The sequence below is a fragment of the Alteromonas sp. CNT1-28 genome, assembly GCF_022348345.1.
Classification (GTDB): Bacteria; Pseudomonadota; Gammaproteobacteria; order Enterobacterales; family Alteromonadaceae; genus Alteromonas; species Alteromonas macleodii.
Genome location: NZ_JAKREZ010000001.1, coordinates 139,107 through 157,420 on the forward strand (window position 1 = coordinate 139,107; position 18,314 = coordinate 157,420).

Annotated in this window: 16 protein-coding genes and 1 pseudogene; 6 read left to right on the forward strand and 11 right to left on the reverse strand. The window is 42.7% G+C overall.

Annotated features, from left to right (window positions below; genetic code table 11):
* Both MHN02_RS00615 and MHN02_RS00620 read left to right on the forward strand, forming a co-directional pair.
* Positions 1–762 carry a hypothetical protein gene (locus MHN02_RS00615; protein WP_239244094.1) on the forward strand — a complete coding sequence of 254 codons (762 nt, stop codon included), beginning with the start codon at positions 1–3 and terminating at the stop codon, positions 760–762.
* Entirely contained in the window at positions 759–1,397 is a 639-nt protein-coding gene (locus tag MHN02_RS00620; RefSeq protein ID WP_168533060.1) for a hypothetical protein, read from the forward strand. Before MHN02_RS00615 ends, MHN02_RS00620 begins: the two co-directional genes overlap by 4 nt.
* A 183-nt stretch (positions 1,398–1,580) precedes the next feature.
* Here MHN02_RS00620 and MHN02_RS00625 read toward each other — a convergent pair whose 3' ends face one another.
* The 5 genes from MHN02_RS00625 to MHN02_RS00645 all read right to left on the reverse strand — a co-directional run bounded on the left by MHN02_RS00625 (position 1,581) and on the right by MHN02_RS00645 (position 9,077).
* On the reverse strand, positions 1,581–1,874 hold the full coding sequence (locus MHN02_RS00625) for a high-potential iron-sulfur protein (RefSeq protein WP_014951285.1): 294 nt from the start codon (positions 1,872–1,874) through the stop codon (positions 1,581–1,583).
* A 222-nt stretch (positions 1,875–2,096) separates the two neighbouring features.
* Entirely contained in the window at positions 2,097–2,726 is a 630-nt protein-coding gene (locus tag MHN02_RS00630) for a flavin reductase (protein ID WP_239244096.1), read from the reverse strand.
* A complete protein-coding gene (locus MHN02_RS00635; RefSeq protein WP_014980678.1) occupies positions 2,719–2,910 on the reverse strand; it encodes a CPXCG motif-containing cysteine-rich protein in 192 nt (63 codons plus the stop codon). The genes MHN02_RS00630 and MHN02_RS00635 overlap by 8 nt, the downstream gene beginning before the upstream one ends.
* A 312-nt stretch (positions 2,911–3,222) precedes the next feature.
* The gene (locus tag MHN02_RS00640; protein ID WP_239244098.1) at positions 3,223–5,049 is read right to left on the reverse strand and encodes a hypothetical protein; all 1,827 of its coding nucleotides are present in this window, start codon (positions 5,047–5,049) and stop codon (positions 3,223–3,225) included.
* 197 nt (positions 5,050–5,246) lie between these two features.
* Complete coding sequence (locus MHN02_RS00645; RefSeq protein WP_239244100.1) at positions 5,247–9,077, reverse strand: hypothetical protein; 3,831 nt, start codon at positions 9,075–9,077, stop codon at positions 5,247–5,249.
* A 148-nt stretch (positions 9,078–9,225) separates the two neighbouring features.
* Between MHN02_RS00645 and MHN02_RS00650 the strand changes: the two are divergent.
* A pseudogene (locus MHN02_RS00650) lies at positions 9,226–9,965 on the forward strand (IS5 family transposase).
* A 695-nt stretch (positions 9,966–10,660) separates the two neighbouring features.
* On the opposite strand, the gene MHN02_RS00655 reads toward MHN02_RS00650, so the two are convergent.
* Positions 10,661–10,858, reverse strand: coding sequence for a hypothetical protein (locus tag MHN02_RS00655; protein WP_239244102.1), 198 nt, complete (start codon positions 10,856–10,858; stop codon positions 10,661–10,663).
* A gap of 159 nt (positions 10,859–11,017) precedes the next feature.
* Here MHN02_RS00655 and MHN02_RS00660 point away from each other — a divergent pair, with 159 nt between their 5' ends.
* From MHN02_RS00660 to MHN02_RS00670, 3 genes are all read left to right on the forward strand, one after another.
* Positions 11,018–11,305 (forward strand): hypothetical protein, encoded by a 288-nt coding sequence (locus MHN02_RS00660; protein WP_232375974.1) that lies wholly within the window; start codon positions 11,018–11,020, stop codon positions 11,303–11,305.
* A gap of 117 nt (positions 11,306–11,422) precedes the next feature.
* Complete coding sequence (locus tag MHN02_RS00665) at positions 11,423–13,558, forward strand: exonuclease domain-containing protein (RefSeq protein WP_014980676.1); 2,136 nt, start codon at positions 11,423–11,425, stop codon at positions 13,556–13,558.
* A gap of 102 nt (positions 13,559–13,660) precedes the next feature.
* Positions 13,661–13,924: a TIGR03643 family protein gene (locus MHN02_RS00670; protein WP_014977757.1), complete on the forward strand. Its 264-nt coding sequence runs from the start codon at positions 13,661–13,663 to the stop codon at positions 13,922–13,924.
* Between the two features lie 36 nt (positions 13,925–13,960).
* Here the strand turns inward: MHN02_RS00670 and MHN02_RS00675 are convergent, their stop codons facing one another.
* The 5 genes from MHN02_RS00675 to aroQ all read right to left on the reverse strand — a co-directional run bounded on the left by MHN02_RS00675 (position 13,961) and on the right by aroQ (position 18,238).
* Positions 13,961–14,401: a hypothetical protein gene (locus MHN02_RS00675; protein WP_239244104.1), complete on the reverse strand. Its 441-nt coding sequence runs from the start codon at positions 14,399–14,401 to the stop codon at positions 13,961–13,963.
* A gap of 250 nt (positions 14,402–14,651) precedes the next feature.
* Positions 14,652–15,596 carry a hypothetical protein gene (locus tag MHN02_RS00680; protein ID WP_239244106.1) on the reverse strand — a complete coding sequence of 315 codons (945 nt, stop codon included), beginning with the start codon at positions 15,594–15,596 and terminating at the stop codon, positions 14,652–14,654.
* Between the two features lie 364 nt (positions 15,597–15,960).
* Positions 15,961–17,304, reverse strand: a complete 1,344-nt coding sequence (gene accC / locus MHN02_RS00685; RefSeq protein WP_014951277.1) for an acetyl-CoA carboxylase biotin carboxylase subunit — start codon at positions 17,302–17,304, stop codon at positions 15,961–15,963.
* A gap of 14 nt (positions 17,305–17,318) precedes the next feature.
* Positions 17,319–17,783, reverse strand: coding sequence for an acetyl-CoA carboxylase biotin carboxyl carrier protein (gene accB, locus MHN02_RS00690; RefSeq protein ID WP_014951276.1), 465 nt, complete (start codon positions 17,781–17,783; stop codon positions 17,319–17,321).
* Positions 17,784–17,797: 14 nt separating this feature from the next.
* A complete protein-coding gene (gene aroQ / locus MHN02_RS00695) occupies positions 17,798–18,238 on the reverse strand; it encodes a type II 3-dehydroquinate dehydratase (protein WP_014999994.1) in 441 nt (146 codons plus the stop codon).
* Between the last annotated feature and the right edge of the window lie 76 nt (positions 18,239–18,314).

Genomic DNA, 18,314 nt, shown 5'->3' on the forward strand with positions numbered 1-18,314 from the left:
ATGTCAAACTCAGCTCTTAATGAGCTGGGTTTTGCCGAGTTTGTGGCAAAACTCATCTCAGATACGTTTGGTGCGGTTCTCGCATCGCAGATTGAACAACAAGATAAAATATCAGAACTAAACAATTTATTGACACTTTCAGACGACGAGTTTGTTGCAAAATGTATGCAAGACGATGAACTTGTTTTCCAATTAGAAGAAAATCTTAAACAGCGTTACCCATTTGATAGCGATGTTGAACACGCGGTCTACAAGGGGGCACCGTATCAAGCACCGACGCAGCAAAAAGAAGAGTCTCCCTCGTTTTTTAAAGACCTAGGAATTTCACTAAAAGAAAAACTGGACTTTTCAGGCAAAAAATTAACTGAGGAAGGTGCGAAGAAGATTAAAATAGCTGTCATGCTAACCATTGCCCAAAAGCAGCGGCAATTGCTCTCTGATGTGTTGATAAACGGTATTCCTAAACTTTCTGTCGATCACGGCAAGATAAACGCAAAGCTCACTTTTAGCATGAAGGAAGATAGCTCTCAGGAAGAGGAGGAAGAGAACGACTCAGCACCGAGTAGCAACGCAACAATAACTAGAAACTTTGGTCTGAGTAATTTGTCAGTAGCCAATCGTTTCGCCGGGGTCATCGATACATCAAAATTGATAAAAACAAGGCTTAATATTACGCCTGCAAGTAATCGAGCGCCGCAAGACGCACAAAGTAGCGCAAACATCTACAGCGAAGTTGAAATTCATTTCAAGTCTATTTTATGAGTACTTCTACTGACGTACAGAGCTTAATTTGGCTTATACATGCTGAAATGGCAACGGTGATGAATACCTTAGCCTTTCAGCAGTCTAGTTTTGGTGTAGAGAGTATACGAGTAAGAATGGGCCAACTAACTGATGATGAAAATAATAATAGCACCGCACCTCAACTTGATCCCCAGCGCTACCCACTCGCACAAGATGGTTGGTTACTAGACGTTCATTACAATGTTCATTCTATGGACACGCCTTTTGTGCCAGCGAAGTGGAAAGGCTTAAAAAGCGACATTGAGGTCATACGCCTTCAAGGTGTTGGTCCACAACTTACCAAGCGATTACACAAGTTACATATATTTACCATCGGTGAACTTAGTCGTATGAAAGCCGAATTAGTCAGGACCCACGAACTGAGGCCGTACCAAACAATAGCTGCACTAGCCTTAACGGTGCCGCCCGTCGCATTAACTTCTGAAATTCTTAAAAACTCGCCGCTGTGGTTAATTGACAACGAAACATGGTTAAGCACAAAAGTGTCTTCAACAAAACATTTTCGCGCACTTTCTAATTGGCTGCGACAGTTAGAGGTTTGTTTGGACAATAAGTGGCTATCTCGAGTTTCGCTGTACGAAATTGTTGGTTAAATACGCCCAATATTTTTAATTCAGCGAAAAATAGTCATCATATCTTCTTGTTGATCACTACACACGACAGATAGATGGCCTTGTTTAACCTAGGAACTTGTACTTATACGACTATTCTTAGCCTAACAAAACGCCCGACTAACAATAGACGGGCGTTAAATGAAGTTGCAATGGCTAAGGTTGTTAACCTGGCTTTTTCACCCAAGCGCTACACCAGCCATCAGCGTTAACAAGCTTATTAGGGAAAATGTTACAAGGGCGGTGTTGTTCGCCATCGGCGCCCTGCACGTACATGCAGTTTGCGCATTTTGCACCTTCAACAGTTGACGACGGTGTGTAGTTCAGTGCTTTTGCAGTAGGGTCATCAGCACTCAATTGTTCTTGAGCCTGAGCACGTAACGCTACACCACCTAATGTAAGACCGATAACTGTCGAGCCAGAAAGCTTTAAAAAGTCACGGCGATTTACAGATTTCATAACATTCTCCTTAAGAGATAGAAACGATAATGATTCTTTTTTATTCAGTGCCTTAAACGCAAAAACCTGCCCAAAGAGGCAGGTTTTGTTTCATGTTTAAATACTATCTCTTTTTGAAAAAAGATCGAACGAAATGTCGCATTTTCGCTTGATCCAGATTAAATAAACTTCAGAGTTACAACCTTAAGTATTGAATGTAAGACCGTTGGACAGTTTATTAGTTCACTTCACGGTTAACTTTACATCGGGCTTTGCATACGCAAATTGCGCAATTCGTTGTGTGCTGTGGTAGCTGTCTAGGCCTGAGATACAGGCCGTTTGCGCTTGCTCTATATCAGCATAGCCGTCTGAATCTATTATTTGCTCAGGAACGTAGAGCTCTTGGATCTCGCCGATAACCATTTCGGTTTCATTAAGCAAAGTAAAATGCTGTGCTACTTTTAAGCCCATTTTAATTTCACTTTCTTTGACATACGGCGCACTGAAGGACTCATTGATCTGCGCGGTTAACCCAACGGCTTCAAATTCACTTTCATCTGGCGCATAGCGGGCTGATGTTTGGTGGGCTTTGTCGACCCAGTCAACAGCCACGTGATTTAGCGTATAAAAGCCCTGCTGTTTTATATTGCTCAACGTATCTCGCGTGACGGTATGTGGACGCATGATCATGCCAATGAGAGGCGGGTTTGCACCGACATGAACAATAGAGCTCACTATAGCCAAATTGTTTGTAACGCCGTTTGTTGTACCCACCAAAGTCGCCGATTTAAAACCAGACAAACTATTGATTAGGTTTGCGCGGTAGCGCTGTGCAAGGGCGTCTATATCACCGCGGGTAAACTGCTTAGTCATTCTCTCTTTCTGCCTCTATCTGAATGTCATCACCGTGCTGATAAGCAGTAAGCTCAATGGGCTGACAACACACTTGGCAGTCGAGCACCTGTACTTGGCCAACATCGTTAATTTCATCTATTTCAACATCATTTGGGGCCATACAGTAAGGACAGGAAAAGCCCATGGAACGAGTTAAACTCATATTTAAATGCCTTTGTAATCACTAATGCTATTTGTTACGTAATGCAAAGACGAGTGGATTTTCTTTTAGACACGTGTGGGAACTCTTCTTCGTTGAATTGACAAGGGCTCGTTTGACACAGATATTTCACTAAAAGAGACAAATAAGGTACGGCGAGAGTATCACATTGCTAAAAACAAAAGTGAAAAGAGTGGCCTTGACCTTCCCGAAAAAACTAAGCCACCAGTTGTGCAGGTAAGGTCAATTTAAATTGGATAGTGGGTTAATCTAACTTAGTTAGCTACGATTTTTATTGCTGGAAACAAAATACGTTTACTGGTGAACCCTGACAAGTTCTCGGAGCTTCGAATGCTTATTATGCCCTTGATCTCTAAGTTTCTTAAGTTCTCCGGTTCTTTTGCTTTCTTTCTTCGACCATGATGGATCCAGTTGCGTTTTTACTTCATCTACAAGGTCGTGGTAGCGAATGAAGAACTCTTTTGGTGTTTGTATAGTTGGTTTGACGGCCATTAGTTCCAGCATAGTGTTCAGGCAGCCTTTTAAATAATGTTCAAGGTGAGCACAAAGCTGTTCTAGACCTTCAATGTTCCGAGCATCATGGACGATCAAATTTCGAACACGATAGATTCTTCTTAGTTGCTGCCTAACTTTCTTCTCGTGGTTAGCAATTCTTTCATACATAGTTATTGAGGAAGTGAAGTACTCAGAAAATACTCTGAATTTATACTGGAAAAATGGATAGTCACCCAGCTGGTTTATGACAGCTTCACTTTTCTTACCGTCCAATAAAACATCATACAAATCTATCGGCGCACAACCATCCAAAGAGAACCGGTCCTCCTCTCCTGGCATTTGGAAGTCAACCACTCCAATATTGTGAAATGCCGCGATGAAGGATTTTAGCCTCTTAGTTACGTAATCAATTGCTATGCAGGGTAATGCCGCAGCAATTACATTTTCGTCATCTCCTCCTTGTCGCTCGAACACATCTCTTGTCAGCGACTCCAAAGCAGTCCAATAGTTAGTGTACTTTAACTCCGTACTTGTTGCGTGCGAACTTACTCTTAATAACCGGAACGCGGCCGATATTTTGTTGTCTTTTGTGCCAAGGTTGTCACTTCCTGTACCTGCTTCCATACTCTGACAGAACCTTAAAAATTTTTCTTCCTCAAATTGATAGTTAGGGTTTGGTATTGGACGATGAATTTTAAATGATTTAGTACGATTATTAGCTACTAATGTTGCAGTGTATCTAGTAACTATCGTTATTTCTTGCTTGCCCAATGTATAGCTGAGCGCATCAACAAACTCTCCCAATAGGTCATAAGCTTGTGCCCCCGCCGTGGTATATGACTGAGCAGATAGAGTGCATGTTGCTTCAAGCTCTTGCTCTGATATCGGGGTAATTTGCAGCGGCCCGAAACAAATTTGAGGATCTTCTCCAGCCAACATATCTGCAAGAGCGGGGCTTTTTATTTTAAATACAAGCCGATACTCCTCTGGAGAGCTTAAAGCCACGGAAATGAGACGTTCCAATCTTTGATCGAAACTTTCCTCACCTTCCTTCATCAGGATGAATCTATAGAAAGCGTTTGTTTCTTGTATATCAGCACCGTTGGCCGACAACGCTCCAATCACCGAATTAGTCAACGAAACAATTGATTGAAATTCATTATTCCTATTTTCGCTATCAAACCCAGCTAATTTGGCCTTGAGTAATTGAAAGGCATCTTCCAGATAACTCTTCTCAAGCAAGTCCAGCAACTCTCGGCATAAGCTAACTATTAAGTTTCCATTCCTATTTACTCTGCATTGCGCATGTTCGCCAGTATTAACATTTGCATCCATGTTACAGATCATACGGTTGACAATCTGGATGTACTTTCCATCTTTGAGTACAGCGTCTTGTGTCAAGACCTCGGCCAATTCTGACGCGACAACTACACGTTTACCCGCAGCCCCGAACTGCTCCCCCATTTCGAACAAAGATAAAAGCTCTCTGACTCCTCTTATAGGGTTTATGAAGGTAGCCCTCTCACTGTCTAACGACAGTTCATGAGACATATTGAACCAGCAGTCCAAGAAAAAGGCTTGCTGAACTGAAAATCCCTTTGTTAGAATCGCCTTGTCTACCCGCATAACTTTTTGTTACCATCTAATTTTAGACTATACTAGTTGATAGTACACTAATTTAGTTCAGTTGCTCAAATAGCTAAGTGGCTGAAACATTGAAAGAATGGTCGCCTACGTGGACTGGTGCTAGTTCCCGCATGTAGACCGACCAACCTATAAAAAGGCCCTCATGTACAATAGAGGGCCTTCTTTTTTCTACAATATTAGCCATACCGTAAAACCTCCATATTCAATAGCAGAATTCTTGCTACAACCCACGAGGCAGCTTTTCCCTGAACTTGTCCTTCAAGAAGCTTCGCATTTTGAGAGTAGAGGGGGCTCTCAATATCGGCACCTAATTTACGTTGCTCTAGTTCGTCCGATAAATCCTTCCACTGCTCATCCAGTAAATCTTTCAACTCAACTTTTTGCCCATCATCAGCATCAAAACATACTCCAGTGAGGGCATCAGCATTGGTTAGAAATTCTGACTCCAAGTGTTTGTAAAGCTGGTACTCCTCTTTATGCAGAGCCTCTAAATCAACGCATTCAATAAGTCTAGATAGTGAATCAATACTACTCTGACATACAGTAAAGTGATTATTGTATCTGGACACAAAAAATGGTGTTTCAATTATATTTTGCCAGTCCTGTTCAAATGTTAAGTCTGGCAGTGATAGAGGTAATGATAAAGCAGGTTTGACGGCCAATTGTGATAAAACAGCACCGTTACAAATCATGGCAACACTAATCTGAATCCCTTCTTCAGAAAGGCATCTTAAGACAGAGAGCGACTGTTCGAGAGACTCTATTCCAGTGAGCAAATCTTTAACTTCTATCAAAAAAGCGACATCCAGACTTGGCCAAATGTGGGTGTTCTTTTTGTCAGTTGGTCGGACATAGAAATGAGCAGTAATATTTAACTCATTTTTGATCCTTGTCAGACGTTCTATTAACCTAGATTTGGCTTTTTTCTTGCAGTATCTCGCCGCTTCTAATATAGCTTTACCCTTTTTTGCTTTTCTGGCCATCAACAGCACTTCTGCTAAGTTTGATTCTGATTGCTGTTCGGAGAACTCATGAAAGATAGATGAAATATCGCGTACTTTTTTTGCTATTGAGGTAAGTTCAGAAAAAGGTGGATCTTCGATATACTTCCATATCTCTGAATCAACTAGCCCAACCAAGTCGTTAACCAAATCTGAACTATACATGGCATCAGCTTTTAGGTTTGACTTAAGGTTAATGACACCCATTTTATTCATCAAGGTTGTTAAAATCCCAGACAAAGCACCAGATAATCTATCGACCGGAACGCTTTCAGCTTGCCCTGACATGTGTCTTGGAAGGGCCTGAAAAGGGGCCACCTGAATCTCGTTTACTTCACTAATAAGCTTGTTAACTCGTTGAGCAAACTTCTCCTTGTTTAGTTTTGGCTTTGCGCCAATCCAATACTCTGAGTATTCCGATAGCAGATATTCGACTTTTCTAATAATTTGCGTCAATTCCTTTGCTTTGCAAGTATTCGTTTCATCGTAAGCTTTGTTATTTATCAGTTTGTGAAAAATAATGTTCCAAGAAACATTTACGTCTGTTGGTAAACTTGTTCGAGGAATATTTTTTTCTGCAATGGGATAACCCCCCACCTCGTATAAAACACCGTTAGGAAAAGTGGCTTTTACTGCGACAGCTGCCGCACTAGGACATAATGCAAGTAGTTTTTTGCAGTGGATTACCACTTGTTCGTGAATATCCCCTTGTGTATCTTCATCTACAACATAGTAGTCAGCACAAACCGTTTTCCCATACTTACCATTTGTTTCAATTACAGGATTACTCAGCCACGGATTCCACAACCCATAACTTTCAATAAGCTTATTTTCTCCTTCCAAACTTACCGCTAAATCTCTCGCACTCTCAGGCGAAATGGCATACATAACCGAAAGGAGTTTTATTATATCTTCAGAGAAAATATCACCTTCTGGCTTTTGGATGTGCACAGAAATAGAAGCGGGTTCCACATTACCGATTGGACATAGAGAAGAAAGGAAGTCTATGGCTTCAACAGCCCCTTCCAAATGTGGCAGTACTCCTTTAGTTGGCAGGCTTTCGAGACAATACTTTCTGTAATCGACATGCTCCAAAGATTTAAACTCTTCCAGTGCTTGAAGTACAACTTCCCAGTGTACCGATTTCGATAGCTCAGGTGGCTGAATTCCAGCTATCGCAAACATAGACACAGCCAGCCATACGGACTTCCTTACTTGGTGTTTTTGTAAGACCTCAATCAAATCTGACGCAATTAGCTCACATGAATAGAAGCCGAGCCCATTAAGGATGCCCTCCCAAAACTTGGGCGTTTTATTATCTTCAAGAGCCAGTGCTAGCTTTCTCAGAATCTGAGATTTGTCCTGCTCTTGATGGTCAACCAACATTCGAAGGACAAAGGTAGCTATTGAATCATGTGTTAGAGCTTGTAGACTCTTCCAAATCGAGTCATCAGACTTAAACACTAATTGGTCATGGGATGCCTCAAACAATTCTAGTGAACGAAGTTGATGTAACCCACCTAATACGCCTGGCCTAATTTCAAATACTAAATGTTCATTTAAAAGCCGCTTGAGGGACTTCGATAGAGTTTCTCTTGATAGGCCAGTAACTTTGAGTAAATTGTCTGTATCAATCTCTCCACCGAGCGCAGATGCTGCTGATGAGATTCGTAAAACCGCAAGCTCATCATATCGCTCTTCTTTTTCACGAGTTTCAACTTGTTCTTTAATGACATCCGAAAGGCGTTGCCCTTGCGTCAAAACATGCACGTACTCCAGCAGTAAACCTTTGGAAACATCAAACGGCTCTCTCCAATACTCCCAACTTGTTTGGCCCCGTCTGTTTAGCTGTTTCCAAACTTTTTGGGCAACCCCCTCAGTTAGGCCATGGCTAAAAATACAGATGTTTGATTTTGACTCAACTAAGTAAGAATCTTCACTCCGTACCGAGCCTAATAGGAGTAAATGATGGCGCTTTTTTACTTCAATCGCTAAGTAATTCCATACTTGTATATTCTCGCTATTAATTTCATCCATCGCGATTGCAATTGGTGATTTAGAAGACGGTTTCCGAGACTGAATGAAACTAAGAATTGCCTCCACGTCATCAATAGTTGCTCTGGGAGCTAACTCGAACCATCTGAACTGAGAAGTAAGCCGATAAACACAAGACCACATCGCAGAAGATTTACCAGCTCCAGAAGGGCCTGAGATAAGTACAATTTTGTTGCTACAGAGCGCTTCCTGATATTTTATCAATCGCTCTTCATCATCAAAAATAAGTCCGGCAGAAACATGCCCGAGACGAGCTTTAACCCCTTTGTAAAATGAAGCGTCCGTTAATGGAGATAAATCTAAAGGCACAACTATTTTTGTCTGCAATGCAAAATCAATGCGCTCCAGATCACTAAATTCTAAAGTTTTGGTAACGACTTTTTCGATATCACCAACGGAGAGTTTCTTCCTGCTTTCATATGTTAGCGAAGCATTTTCGGCTGATGTCTGAGCCACGCATTTGTATATATCAGATAGAATGCTCTCAGCGACTATTTCCGCAACCTGCAGTCTGGATTTTATGACTGATTCAGAGGCAAATTCAGGATCTTGGCAATGGAAAAAACTTCCCTTTGAACGCCCTAGGTCTTTTAGCTCTTCACTACCTATGCTTTTTTCATCTGTTTCAGTAATGATTGCAGATTTTATGTTCTCAAAATGAGCAAGTTCTGACGCTTTAATTTGGACCTTATGGAGGTAATTATTTAGCTGAGTCTTGCCTATGGTCCCTGAACTTTTTGACTTTATTTGAAGCCAAATTGAGTGTTCTTTACCTTCCAATACGCAGTCTTCAAGTCCCTCTGGAACTACAATACTGGGCGAACGCAAGCCCGCCCATTGTTCAACCAAAAGATGTGAGATGACGAGATGTTGATAGTGAAATCCTCTACCTGCCCAGGCACCAGAGCGAGACTTTTTCCACATTTCGTTACTGTTCTCACTACTCATCATTTGCATATCACCAAAATTGACAGGCTTCTAGATTCCTCGACTTGCTATAGATTGCTAACGAGAGCGTGTTGATCTTTTCGGTATGAAAAGTAAACAGAAATTGGGTCGGTTATAATGATTTTGCCAAAAAACAACATAACCTTCCCAAATGCCGAGACTCATGCTAACAGATGATAGCTGGAAACTGCTATCGAGAATCATGTATTTAAAAGGTCAAATTTACAATAAGCCTGAACATTGAATGACACTTGAAGGTATTTTGTACCGGATGTGAGCGGATATTCCTTGGCGAGATTTAGCTAGAGAGTTTGGCGAGTTGAGCGCTGTATTCAAGCGCTTTAATTTATGGTCTAAAAAGGGCGTGCTAACACAGATATTCTAGTTTTTATCCCGCATTAATGACTCACAATGGTTGTTCATTGATGGAAGCATGGTTAAAGCTCATCAGGGCGGAACTAACGTGAGCGCTCAGGCACAACAAGCCATTGGAAAAAGTAGAGGAGGGAAATCAACGAAAATACATTTAGCTATTGATAGGGGCGATTTACCTGTCTACTTCGAGCTGTCTGGAGGACAGGCTCATGATGGCAGACATGGTCAACCTCTGGTTGAGTCATCGCCTTATCCTGAAGTGGTGGTAGCCGACAAAGGCTATAACAGTCAAGCATTACGTGAGCTAGCGAGCAGCCGTAATGCTTGACTGTTATCTCGAGTAAAAGGAACAGTAAAACAGGTAACACTGATATTGACTGGGCGATATACCGTTATCGCCATTTAGTCGAGAATGCTTTTTAAAAAATTAAGAATTATCGAGCCGTAGCTACCCGATATGGCAAGTTAACCAAAAACTACCACAGTGTGGTGGCACTGGCTTTTGAACTTATGTAGTTACCAATGTGAGTTGATTAAAATATCTACAGCAAAGATCAATACGCTCTAATATGAATGAAATTTAATCATTTTCTTCTGGCGGCTTACCTAAAATCCAAATGGGTGGGGCATGAGTATCACAGCAATTAATTCCAACAGGTTCAATCGTTCACTTCAATTAGATAAAAGAGCTTGGGTAAGTTTTGTAGTAATGTTCACTTTTGATCAAAAGCCGCTTTGCGAACATACTCATGATCTTGAATGATTTACAGTGAATATCCTGAATTATGCACGAGGCCTGCCAATCAGATCTACGCTTCTTATTTATATTGCTTTACTGATATCTTCCCATCCACCCTCTGAAAGGTAGTCTCATATCAAGAATATGAGACAGGGTTTCAGCCAATGTGAGATCCCATACACATATGAGCAGATGCAATGAATGTGGGATCTTTTATTCGTTGAAGTGACAATGGCTAGTTTGTTACAAATGTTTCTCTAAAAGAGACAAATAGGGCACGGCGAATGTTTCACATTGCGTGAAATAAAGGTGATAAAACCTCGCATAGCTTGAAATGAAAGTGAAAAGAGAGGCTTTGACCTTTCCGAAAAACACTAAGCTACCGATTGTGAAGGTAAAGTCAATTTATATCAGATAGTAAACTGATCTTGCTTAGTTAGCCAAGATATTGATTGCTGGAAACAAAATATGTTTACTGATGAACGCTGACAAGTTCCCGAAGCTTCGAATGCTTATTATGCCTTTGGTCTTTAAGTTGCTTAAGTTCTCCGGTTCTTTTGTTTTCTGTCTTCGACCATGATGGATCCAGCTGCGTTTTTACTTCATCGACAAGGTCGTGGTAGTGAATGAAGAACTCTTTCGGTGTTTGTATAGTTGGTTTGACGGCCATTAGTTCTAGCATAGTGTTCAGCAGCTTTTTAAATAATGCTCAACACGCCCCTTGTATCTGATTTTAAGAGAAAAGGACAAGACTGCCATTTGACGTTTATGAGTAATCAGAAAATTGGGTGCACAAATAATAGATGTGATAGACGAAAAAGGTGACTTTGTGGCAAATAAAGTTGGTCAATGCCCGTGCTGTAATAGAGAAACTCGCCTTACTTACCATCATCATATTCCGCGAAAAATGCACAGGCGTACCTATTTTAAAAAGCACTTTAGCAAAGCGGAGCTTCAGGACGGCATTTACATTTGCAGACAATGTCACAGCGGTATACATCGATTTTATGATGAGATGACGTTGGCCAAACACTACTTCAATTTGCAGCGTTTATTGGCAGATGCGCAGCTTTCTTCGTTCTTTCATTGGGTGTCTAAACAGCGCGTACGCGTGTAAAAGTACACGCTGTGCACTATTGGCAGCAGATGTGATACCCAATCGCGGAGGATTTAATTTGATTCGCGAGGCTGTATAAATATACACTATTGGTGTTTTCATAGCCAAAGATACCTCATGCGAAAAGATTTACCGCCACGTTATTACCTTACACACTTTCACGAGTTCCTTGGGTTCTTTGAGGGTGCTAGCAGGGCGCTTCTAAGTGACGAAGCCACTGACTTTGTTAGGCGTTTTAAAGCGTTAGACGATGACAAACAGTGTATTGTTGTGCGCGCTGCAAATCGCAAGTATGCAGTGATTGACAGGACGCAGTTCAATTATAGCGAAATCGCTGTGCCACAAGAGCAAATAGATTGGCTTACCGACAACGGCTGGTTTGGTGACCTTACCCACGCTTCGCTTAATGACATCGCTGGTGTCTTGACCAAAGATGCTCTGCTTGAGCTACTTGCTGAATACGGCAGTATTCAGGGGCTCGCATCTCTCACCAAGCCTAAACTCGTGACGTTGCTTAATGAACATATCGAAGGTAGAGGCTGGCCAGAGCGCTTTTCGCTAGATAACTACTTAGTGTGCTTGTTTGACAATGCACTTCGCTATTTGCTGTTTATCTATTTTGGTAACACCAAAAGCCGTCTAAATCAGTTTTCTATGCGCGATTTAGGCGTAATGAGAACCCGTTCTGATTCCGTAACGGATACGGCGCGTTTTGAAACTAAAAGCGACGCCCAAGCGTCATGGTTTTACGCCAACCATTACAGCCAGTTAGCTTTTTATAACGATGATATGTTGCTTGCCATTGCCGAAGGTGAACTGCCCATTACAGAAGGTGTGTCGGCCTGTTTTTATCGCGACCAGTTTCTCTATGCACTAGGTCTAAAAGTGCTGATGTTTGATAGAGCGAAAGGGCTAGAAGTATTGAAAGCGGCGCAAAGCGATAAGGCAAAAGAAAAGTGGTTGAGAGAGAGCTACAAGGACGGAAATGAAAATAGTGTTAAACAGACCCTTGAAGAGATAATTGATAATCCGCAATCGGATACGCTGTTAGCATTTGCAGAAGATTTCTATGCCCGTAAATACCACAAAAAACGCACCAGTACGGTTACCGACATGCTTCGCAATGCTAGCCGTACACTGGATATTGATGTAAGCCAAAACCAACAGGTTGAGCGTGGTGTGCTGGCGCATTATGCGCGGCACGGCATTGAAGGCTGGCGCACGGAAAACCGATTATGGCGCAGTTTGTTCGGCCTTACCTTTTGGAAGCAACTTTACGAAGAAGACACGCTGGTTACGGAGTTTGATCGCAGACCGTTATCGCTTAAACAGAATAACTTTTACGCCAAGTTTAAACACAGTATTGAAGCGTTGTTACAGGCGCTTGATAGCAAAGAAAAACTGCGTTTTCATATTCACAAAATGGCCACGATGCACTATGGCAAAGTGAATAGCCTGTTTATGTGGTCTAGTCATTTGCTTACGCCTATAGAAGCGCTAATTGAGCATGGTTCGCTAGATTCTATTTATGCTTTACTTCGCATGATGTGCAAAGACTTTGAGAGTCTCCGAGATGGCTTCCCCGATATCATGGTATTTGACGGCGCACTTCGCTTTGAAGAAATCAAAGCGCCTGGCGATCAGCTTCGCCGAAATCAGCTGGTTTCAATTCAACGTTTGCAGCAAGCTGGATTTGACGTTGCGGTAACAACAGTGAAATGGATACGCGACCCAGCACAGCCTTATGTTGTGGTAGATATAGAGACCACTGGAGGAAACAGCAGCTACAACCGGATTACCGAAATAGGTATGGTAAAACTTGTTGGTGGGAAAGAGGTAGACAGGTTTCAAACCCTGTTAAATCCGCAGCGCCGAATTCCTAGCAACATTACCCGCCTTACTGGAATTTCGGATGACATGGTGGCAGATGCTCCGCTTTTTGCTGAAGTAGCGGAACACGTGGCAAATTTCACCGAAGACGCTGTGTTCGTGGCTCACAACGTAAACTTTGACTATGGGTTCATCAAGCAAGAGTTTGCAAGACTAGAGCAAAGTTTCAGGCGACCCAAAATGTGTACCGTTCGCGAAATGCGTCGCACCTATCCTGGGCTGCCTTCTTACTCGCTGGCAAACTTAACAAAGCATTTTCACATAGAAATGGAGCAGCATCACCGCGCGCTGAGCGATGCGAAGGCCGCCGCCGAGTTGTTGAAGCTAGCATTTGAAAAAGACGATGAGCAAGTGAGCGTTTAAGTCGGCCACTAATTGTTTGTAAGTTTAGCGTACTTGAACTGAACAAAATGAGCCGAAAATAAGTATGTAGTGGGGTTAAACACGCATATTGAGATGTAAGAAATGGCATTAACTGAAGAACAAGAATCACGTGTAATTGAAATGGCGTGGGAAGACCGTACGCCTTTCGAGGCAATAGAGCGTTTGTACGGGCTGCCTGAAAAAGATGTGATAAAGCTTATGCGTAAAAATCTTAAACAGAAAACCTTCAAGAACTGGCGAGAGCGCGTGTCGGGTAGAAAAACCAAACATGCCAGCCTGCGCCCTGAAGGTGTGGACAGAGGATACTGCCCCTCTCAATACAAATTTAAAGGCGCTAATAAGTAGCGTGTAGAAGCCTTTCCTATAGAAGCGGAGCTGCCTTTATTTTTTGGGAGGCGAAATAGTAGTAATCGGCAAAAGAAACGCAGTTAACTGCTGACGCATGGGCGTGGGAAAAACGATCGTGTTTTCTGATTGCAAAATACTATTAGCGTGGTGAACCTGACGCAATAGATTTTGATAGGTGTTGTCATTTTGCTGAATCGCTTCTACCTTGTTCATGACAAGCTCAATGAACTCTGCAGGAGAAACGTCTGTATGTTGTTTGATCTCAAACGCCAGTGCCTTTAGCACGTAGGCTTCCCACTCCTTTCTATAACTGTCTTTCAGCCGTTCCGGGTAAAGCGTTAAGTCAGATATATCTTGCGCTAAGTCTACGATATCGAGAGGATCATCAAAAAGGACGCGAAACGCAAGAAGCGCTTCATCGGAGAGTCGGGAAATGGGAAGTTTTTCTTTGAACTGAGCGTAACGGCTGGGCACAAGAACACCTTCAGATTACGATTATTAGAGTTAAACAATACGAGCTTTAGCGCTTCATTAGACTAAAGTTTAATAAACTCAACTTTAAGTTTAAAGCTTAAGAGATTAAAAATACGTAATCTGCGGCAACTGAACTCACAATGGCGACAAGCCGTAATTTATTATGCACTGTTAAAGTGTGTACGCGTTCTTGCTGTTTGGCCCATCGTTTGATGGGCCTTTTTTATGTGGTGTAGGCGCTTCGTTTCATTCAACTATCGAAGGAGAGTTTTACTCCTGCCAATAATCGACTGACGCTATCTACCACATCAGCTCTTATAAACCATTCAACATCATGCTTCTCAGATAGCACGCCACTAAATTCCAGAGAGCCGCCGTGACCAGTTCCTAAAAAGTCTTCAATTAATTCAGCGCGCTCACCAAAACTACTGTCTATATAGGAATAGTAAGCAAAATATTCGATAGGATATGATGTGTTAAAAGCGCTTGCAGTGAATTCGCCGCTGGTGCCCACTACAACTTTCGCAGCACTTTCATCAGTACGCTGCACTAATTCAATGAACGCGGTATCTTGTTCATTAATACGTAATCGATATTCTGCCCTGGCAAATGTACCGTTCAGCATTCTTTCAAAACTGGCTTCGTAGCTATGTCGTTGTCCCATCTTGGCCGAATATTCAATTTCGAAATACTCATCCTCTTCGCCAATATTAAAGGCTTCAGATGCTTCAGCATTTGCAAGTTGACCAACGACTATTTCAATGGCGGTGTCGTTTTGCAATTGCCTCACGTGACGTACCCCCGTTATCCAACCATCTTTTGACAAGCCGGTGGAAGAAACACGCCCTTTGTAAGTTGGAATAACACCTAACTCAGTTTTCCCCGAATCGGTTTCATGCCTTAAGTACAGTCGCCTTGCGTAGAGATAATCAGTGTTGTCGCTGCCGAATGTATTGTGGCTTGATGAAAAGTCATCGCCAGTCACCACAAAGCTGTTTACTGACCACGCAGAAGTGATGGCAAGAGAGGGATAGTAACGCAGTCGATATTGTTCGCGGCTTGGGCGGTTAGAACGATTATCGTAACGAACCTGAATATCTAGCTTCTGTGAGAAGGTGGGCGCTATTTGTTCTGCCTGCGCGTTAGTTCCTGCAATGGCTATCAGCGGTAAAATAAACAAAAAAGGATTTCGCACCTGTTTAACCCTAAACAACATGATTAAGTAGTTTATACATTAATTAGCGCAACATATAACGGCTTAAGAAAAAAATACAAAAAAAAGCCGGCAGGGATGCCGGCAATAAGTGGAGTGGGACTCCAATGAGGGTAAAACACACAAAAGCATTAAAACTCAGGGAGATGTCTTAAAACTTATATGCAGTATAGAACCAGTTTTTAAATTGGAAAATCGTTAAAAATTGATTGTAGTAATCGGAAAATTAGAATGTGCTGAATAGCGAATAGCGAATAGCGAATAGCGAATAGCGAATAGCGAATAGCGAATAGCGAAGAAAGAAAATTGGGCTACACAAAAAACAGCGTGTAGCCCAAAGGGGGGATTAGGCTAAACCTAGCTTCTTCTCTAGGTAGTGGATGTTGGTTCCACCCGCGAAGAAGTTTTCATCGGCCATAATGGCACGCTGAAGAGGGATGTTCGTTTTAATCCCTTCAACCACAATCTCTTCAAGGGCGTGGCGCATACGAGCAATCGCTTCGTCGCGGCTTTCACCATAAGTGATAAGCTTACCAATCATTGAGTCGTAGTAAGGAGGCACGTGGTAGCCCGCGTAAATATGCGACTCCCAACGAATACCTAAACCACCTGGCGCATGGAACATATCAATAGGGCCAGGGCTAGGAATAAAGGTTTGTGGATCTTCTGCGTTAATTCGACATTCAATAGCGTGACCACGAATTTGAATTTGCGACTGATCAATTGATAGTGGCTGACCGGCTGCAATGCGAAGCTGCTCTTTAATAAGGTCAACGCCTGTGATCATTTCAGATACTGGGTGCTCTACCTGAATACGGGTATTCATTTCAATGAAATAGAATTCACCGTTTTCATACAGGAACTCGAATGTACCTGCTCCGCGGTAGCCAATTTCAATACAGGCTCTGCGGCAGCGATCGCCAATCTTAGTGCGCATTTGCTCAGAAATACCCGGTGCAGGCGCTTCTTCAACAACTTTTTGGTGGCGACGCTGCATTGAACAGTCACGTTCACCTAAGTGAATAGCGTTACCTTGGCCATCGGCTAATACCTGAATTTCAACGTGACGTGGGTTCTCAAGGAATTTTTCCATGTAAACCGTTGAGTTACCAAATGCAGCGCCAGCTTCCGCTTGCGTTGTTTCAATGGCTTTAATCAACTCAGCTTCGCTGCGCACCACGCGCATACCACGACCACCGCCGCCGCCCGCAGCTTTAACGATGATTGGGTAACCAATGCGCTTAGCAATGGCTTTGTTGCGCTCTACGTCGTCAGTTAGCGGGCCGTCGGAACCGGGTACACACGGTACGCCTGCTTTTTTCATGGCGTTGATAGCAGAAACTTTGTCACCCATAAGGTTGATAGTTTCAGCTTTAGGGCCAATGAAAATAAAGCCGCTTTTTTCTACCGCTTCAGCAAAGTCTGCGTTTTCCGCTAGGAAACCGTAACCTGGGTGAATAGCAATAGAGTTAGTGACTTCTGCAGCAGCAATAATGCGAGGAATGTTCAGGTAGCTTTCGGTTGCCGATGCTTTACCAATACAAATTGATTCGTCAGCCAGCAACACGTGCTTCAAGTTTTTATCCGCAGTAGAGTGCACTGCTACGGTTTTGATGCCTAGTTCTTTACAGGCTCTCAAAATACGCAGGGCAATCTCACCACGGTTAGCAATAAGTACTTTATCTAGCATAGTTAAGCACTCGCTTATTCAATGATGAACATTGGCTGGTCAAATTCTACAGGGTCTTGGTTTTCAACCAAGATTGCCTTAACCACACCGGCTTTATCTGCTTCAATTTGGTTCATCATCTTCATCGCTTCAACGATACAAAGCGTGTCGCCAACTTTCACTTGCTGACCCACTTCTGCAAATGCTTTTGCCGTTGGTGAAGATGCACGGTAGAACGTACCGACCATTGGAGACTTAACAACGTGACCTTCTGGCTGAGCTGGCTCTGCTGGTGCTTCAGAAGCAGTGGTAGCGGCCGCCGCTGGAGCGGGTGCCATTTGCGGTGCCGCTGGTGCTGCAAAGCTGTAGTTCATTGGCGCTTGAACACCCGTTGGACCACGGTGGATGCGTACAGACTCTTCGCCTTCAGTGATCTCTAGCTCGGCAATGCCAGATTCTTCCACTAGTTCGATGAGTTTTTTAATCTTTCTAATATCCATGTTCTGTCTCTGCTTTATTTTTGCGATTTCGGTAAATTGATTGCTGCAGTAAGCGCGAGCGAGTAGCCCATGGCACCAAGGCCAACAATGACGCCAGCTGCAACATCAGAAAAATAGGAATGGTGACGAAACGGTTCACGGGCATGAACGTTCGACAAATGCACCTCAATAAACGGGATATTGACACTTAATAATGCATCGCGAAGAGCGACGCTGGTGTGCGTGAAGGCAGCAGGATTAATAATAATGGCATCAACAGTACCCATAGCAGCGTGCACGCGATCGATCAGTTCAAACTCCGCGTTTGACTGAAAATGCGTTAAGGTCACGTTGCTCGACTCAGCCTGCGCCTGCAAATCATCAACGATGTCTTGCAAGGTTTGCGTGCCGTATTTGTCGGGTTCTCTTTGGCCTAACATATTTAAGTTAGGGCCATTCAATAACAAAATATTCATCTAGTTTGCTGCTATCTTCGGGAAAAAGTCACTGTTATTGCCATTTCAACAAAATTTTGTGACAGTTGCACGAAAA

Excerpts from the sequence above, each read along its gene's own strand:
- MHN02_RS00615 (WP_239244094.1), top strand. The coding sequence starts at position 1 with ATGTCAAACTCAGCTCTTAATGAGCTGGGTTTTGCCGAGTTTGTGGCA.
- MHN02_RS00620 (WP_168533060.1), top strand. The coding sequence starts at position 759 with ATGAGTACTTCTACTGACGTACAGAGCTTAATTTGGCTTATACATGCT.
- MHN02_RS00625 (WP_014951285.1), bottom strand. The coding sequence starts at position 1,874 with ATGAAATCTGTAAATCGCCGTGACTTTTTAAAGCTTTCTGGCTCGACA.
- MHN02_RS00630 (WP_239244096.1), bottom strand. The coding sequence starts at position 2,726 with ATGACTAAGCAGTTTACCCGCGGTGATATAGACGCCCTTGCACAGCGC.
- MHN02_RS00635 (WP_014980678.1), bottom strand. The coding sequence starts at position 2,910 with ATGAGTTTAACTCGTTCCATGGGCTTTTCCTGTCCTTACTGTATGGCC.
- MHN02_RS00640 (WP_239244098.1), bottom strand. The coding sequence starts at position 5,049 with ATGCGGGTAGACAAGGCGATTCTAACAAAGGGATTTTCAGTTCAGCAA.
- MHN02_RS00645 (WP_239244100.1), bottom strand. The coding sequence starts at position 9,077 with ATGATGAGTAGTGAGAACAGTAACGAAATGTGGAAAAAGTCTCGCTCT.
- MHN02_RS00655 (WP_239244102.1), bottom strand. The coding sequence starts at position 10,858 with ATGGCCGTCAAACCAACTATACAAACACCGAAAGAGTTCTTCATTCAC.
- MHN02_RS00665 (WP_014980676.1), top strand. The coding sequence starts at position 11,423 with ATGCGAAAAGATTTACCGCCACGTTATTACCTTACACACTTTCACGAG.
- MHN02_RS00670 (WP_014977757.1), top strand. The coding sequence starts at position 13,661 with ATGGCATTAACTGAAGAACAAGAATCACGTGTAATTGAAATGGCGTGG.
- accC (WP_014951277.1), bottom strand. The coding sequence starts at position 17,304 with ATGCTAGATAAAGTACTTATTGCTAACCGTGGTGAGATTGCCCTGCGT.
- accB (WP_014951276.1), bottom strand. The coding sequence starts at position 17,783 with ATGGATATTAGAAAGATTAAAAAACTCATCGAACTAGTGGAAGAATCT.
- aroQ (WP_014999994.1), bottom strand. The coding sequence starts at position 18,238 with ATGAATATTTTGTTATTGAATGGCCCTAACTTAAATATGTTAGGCCAA.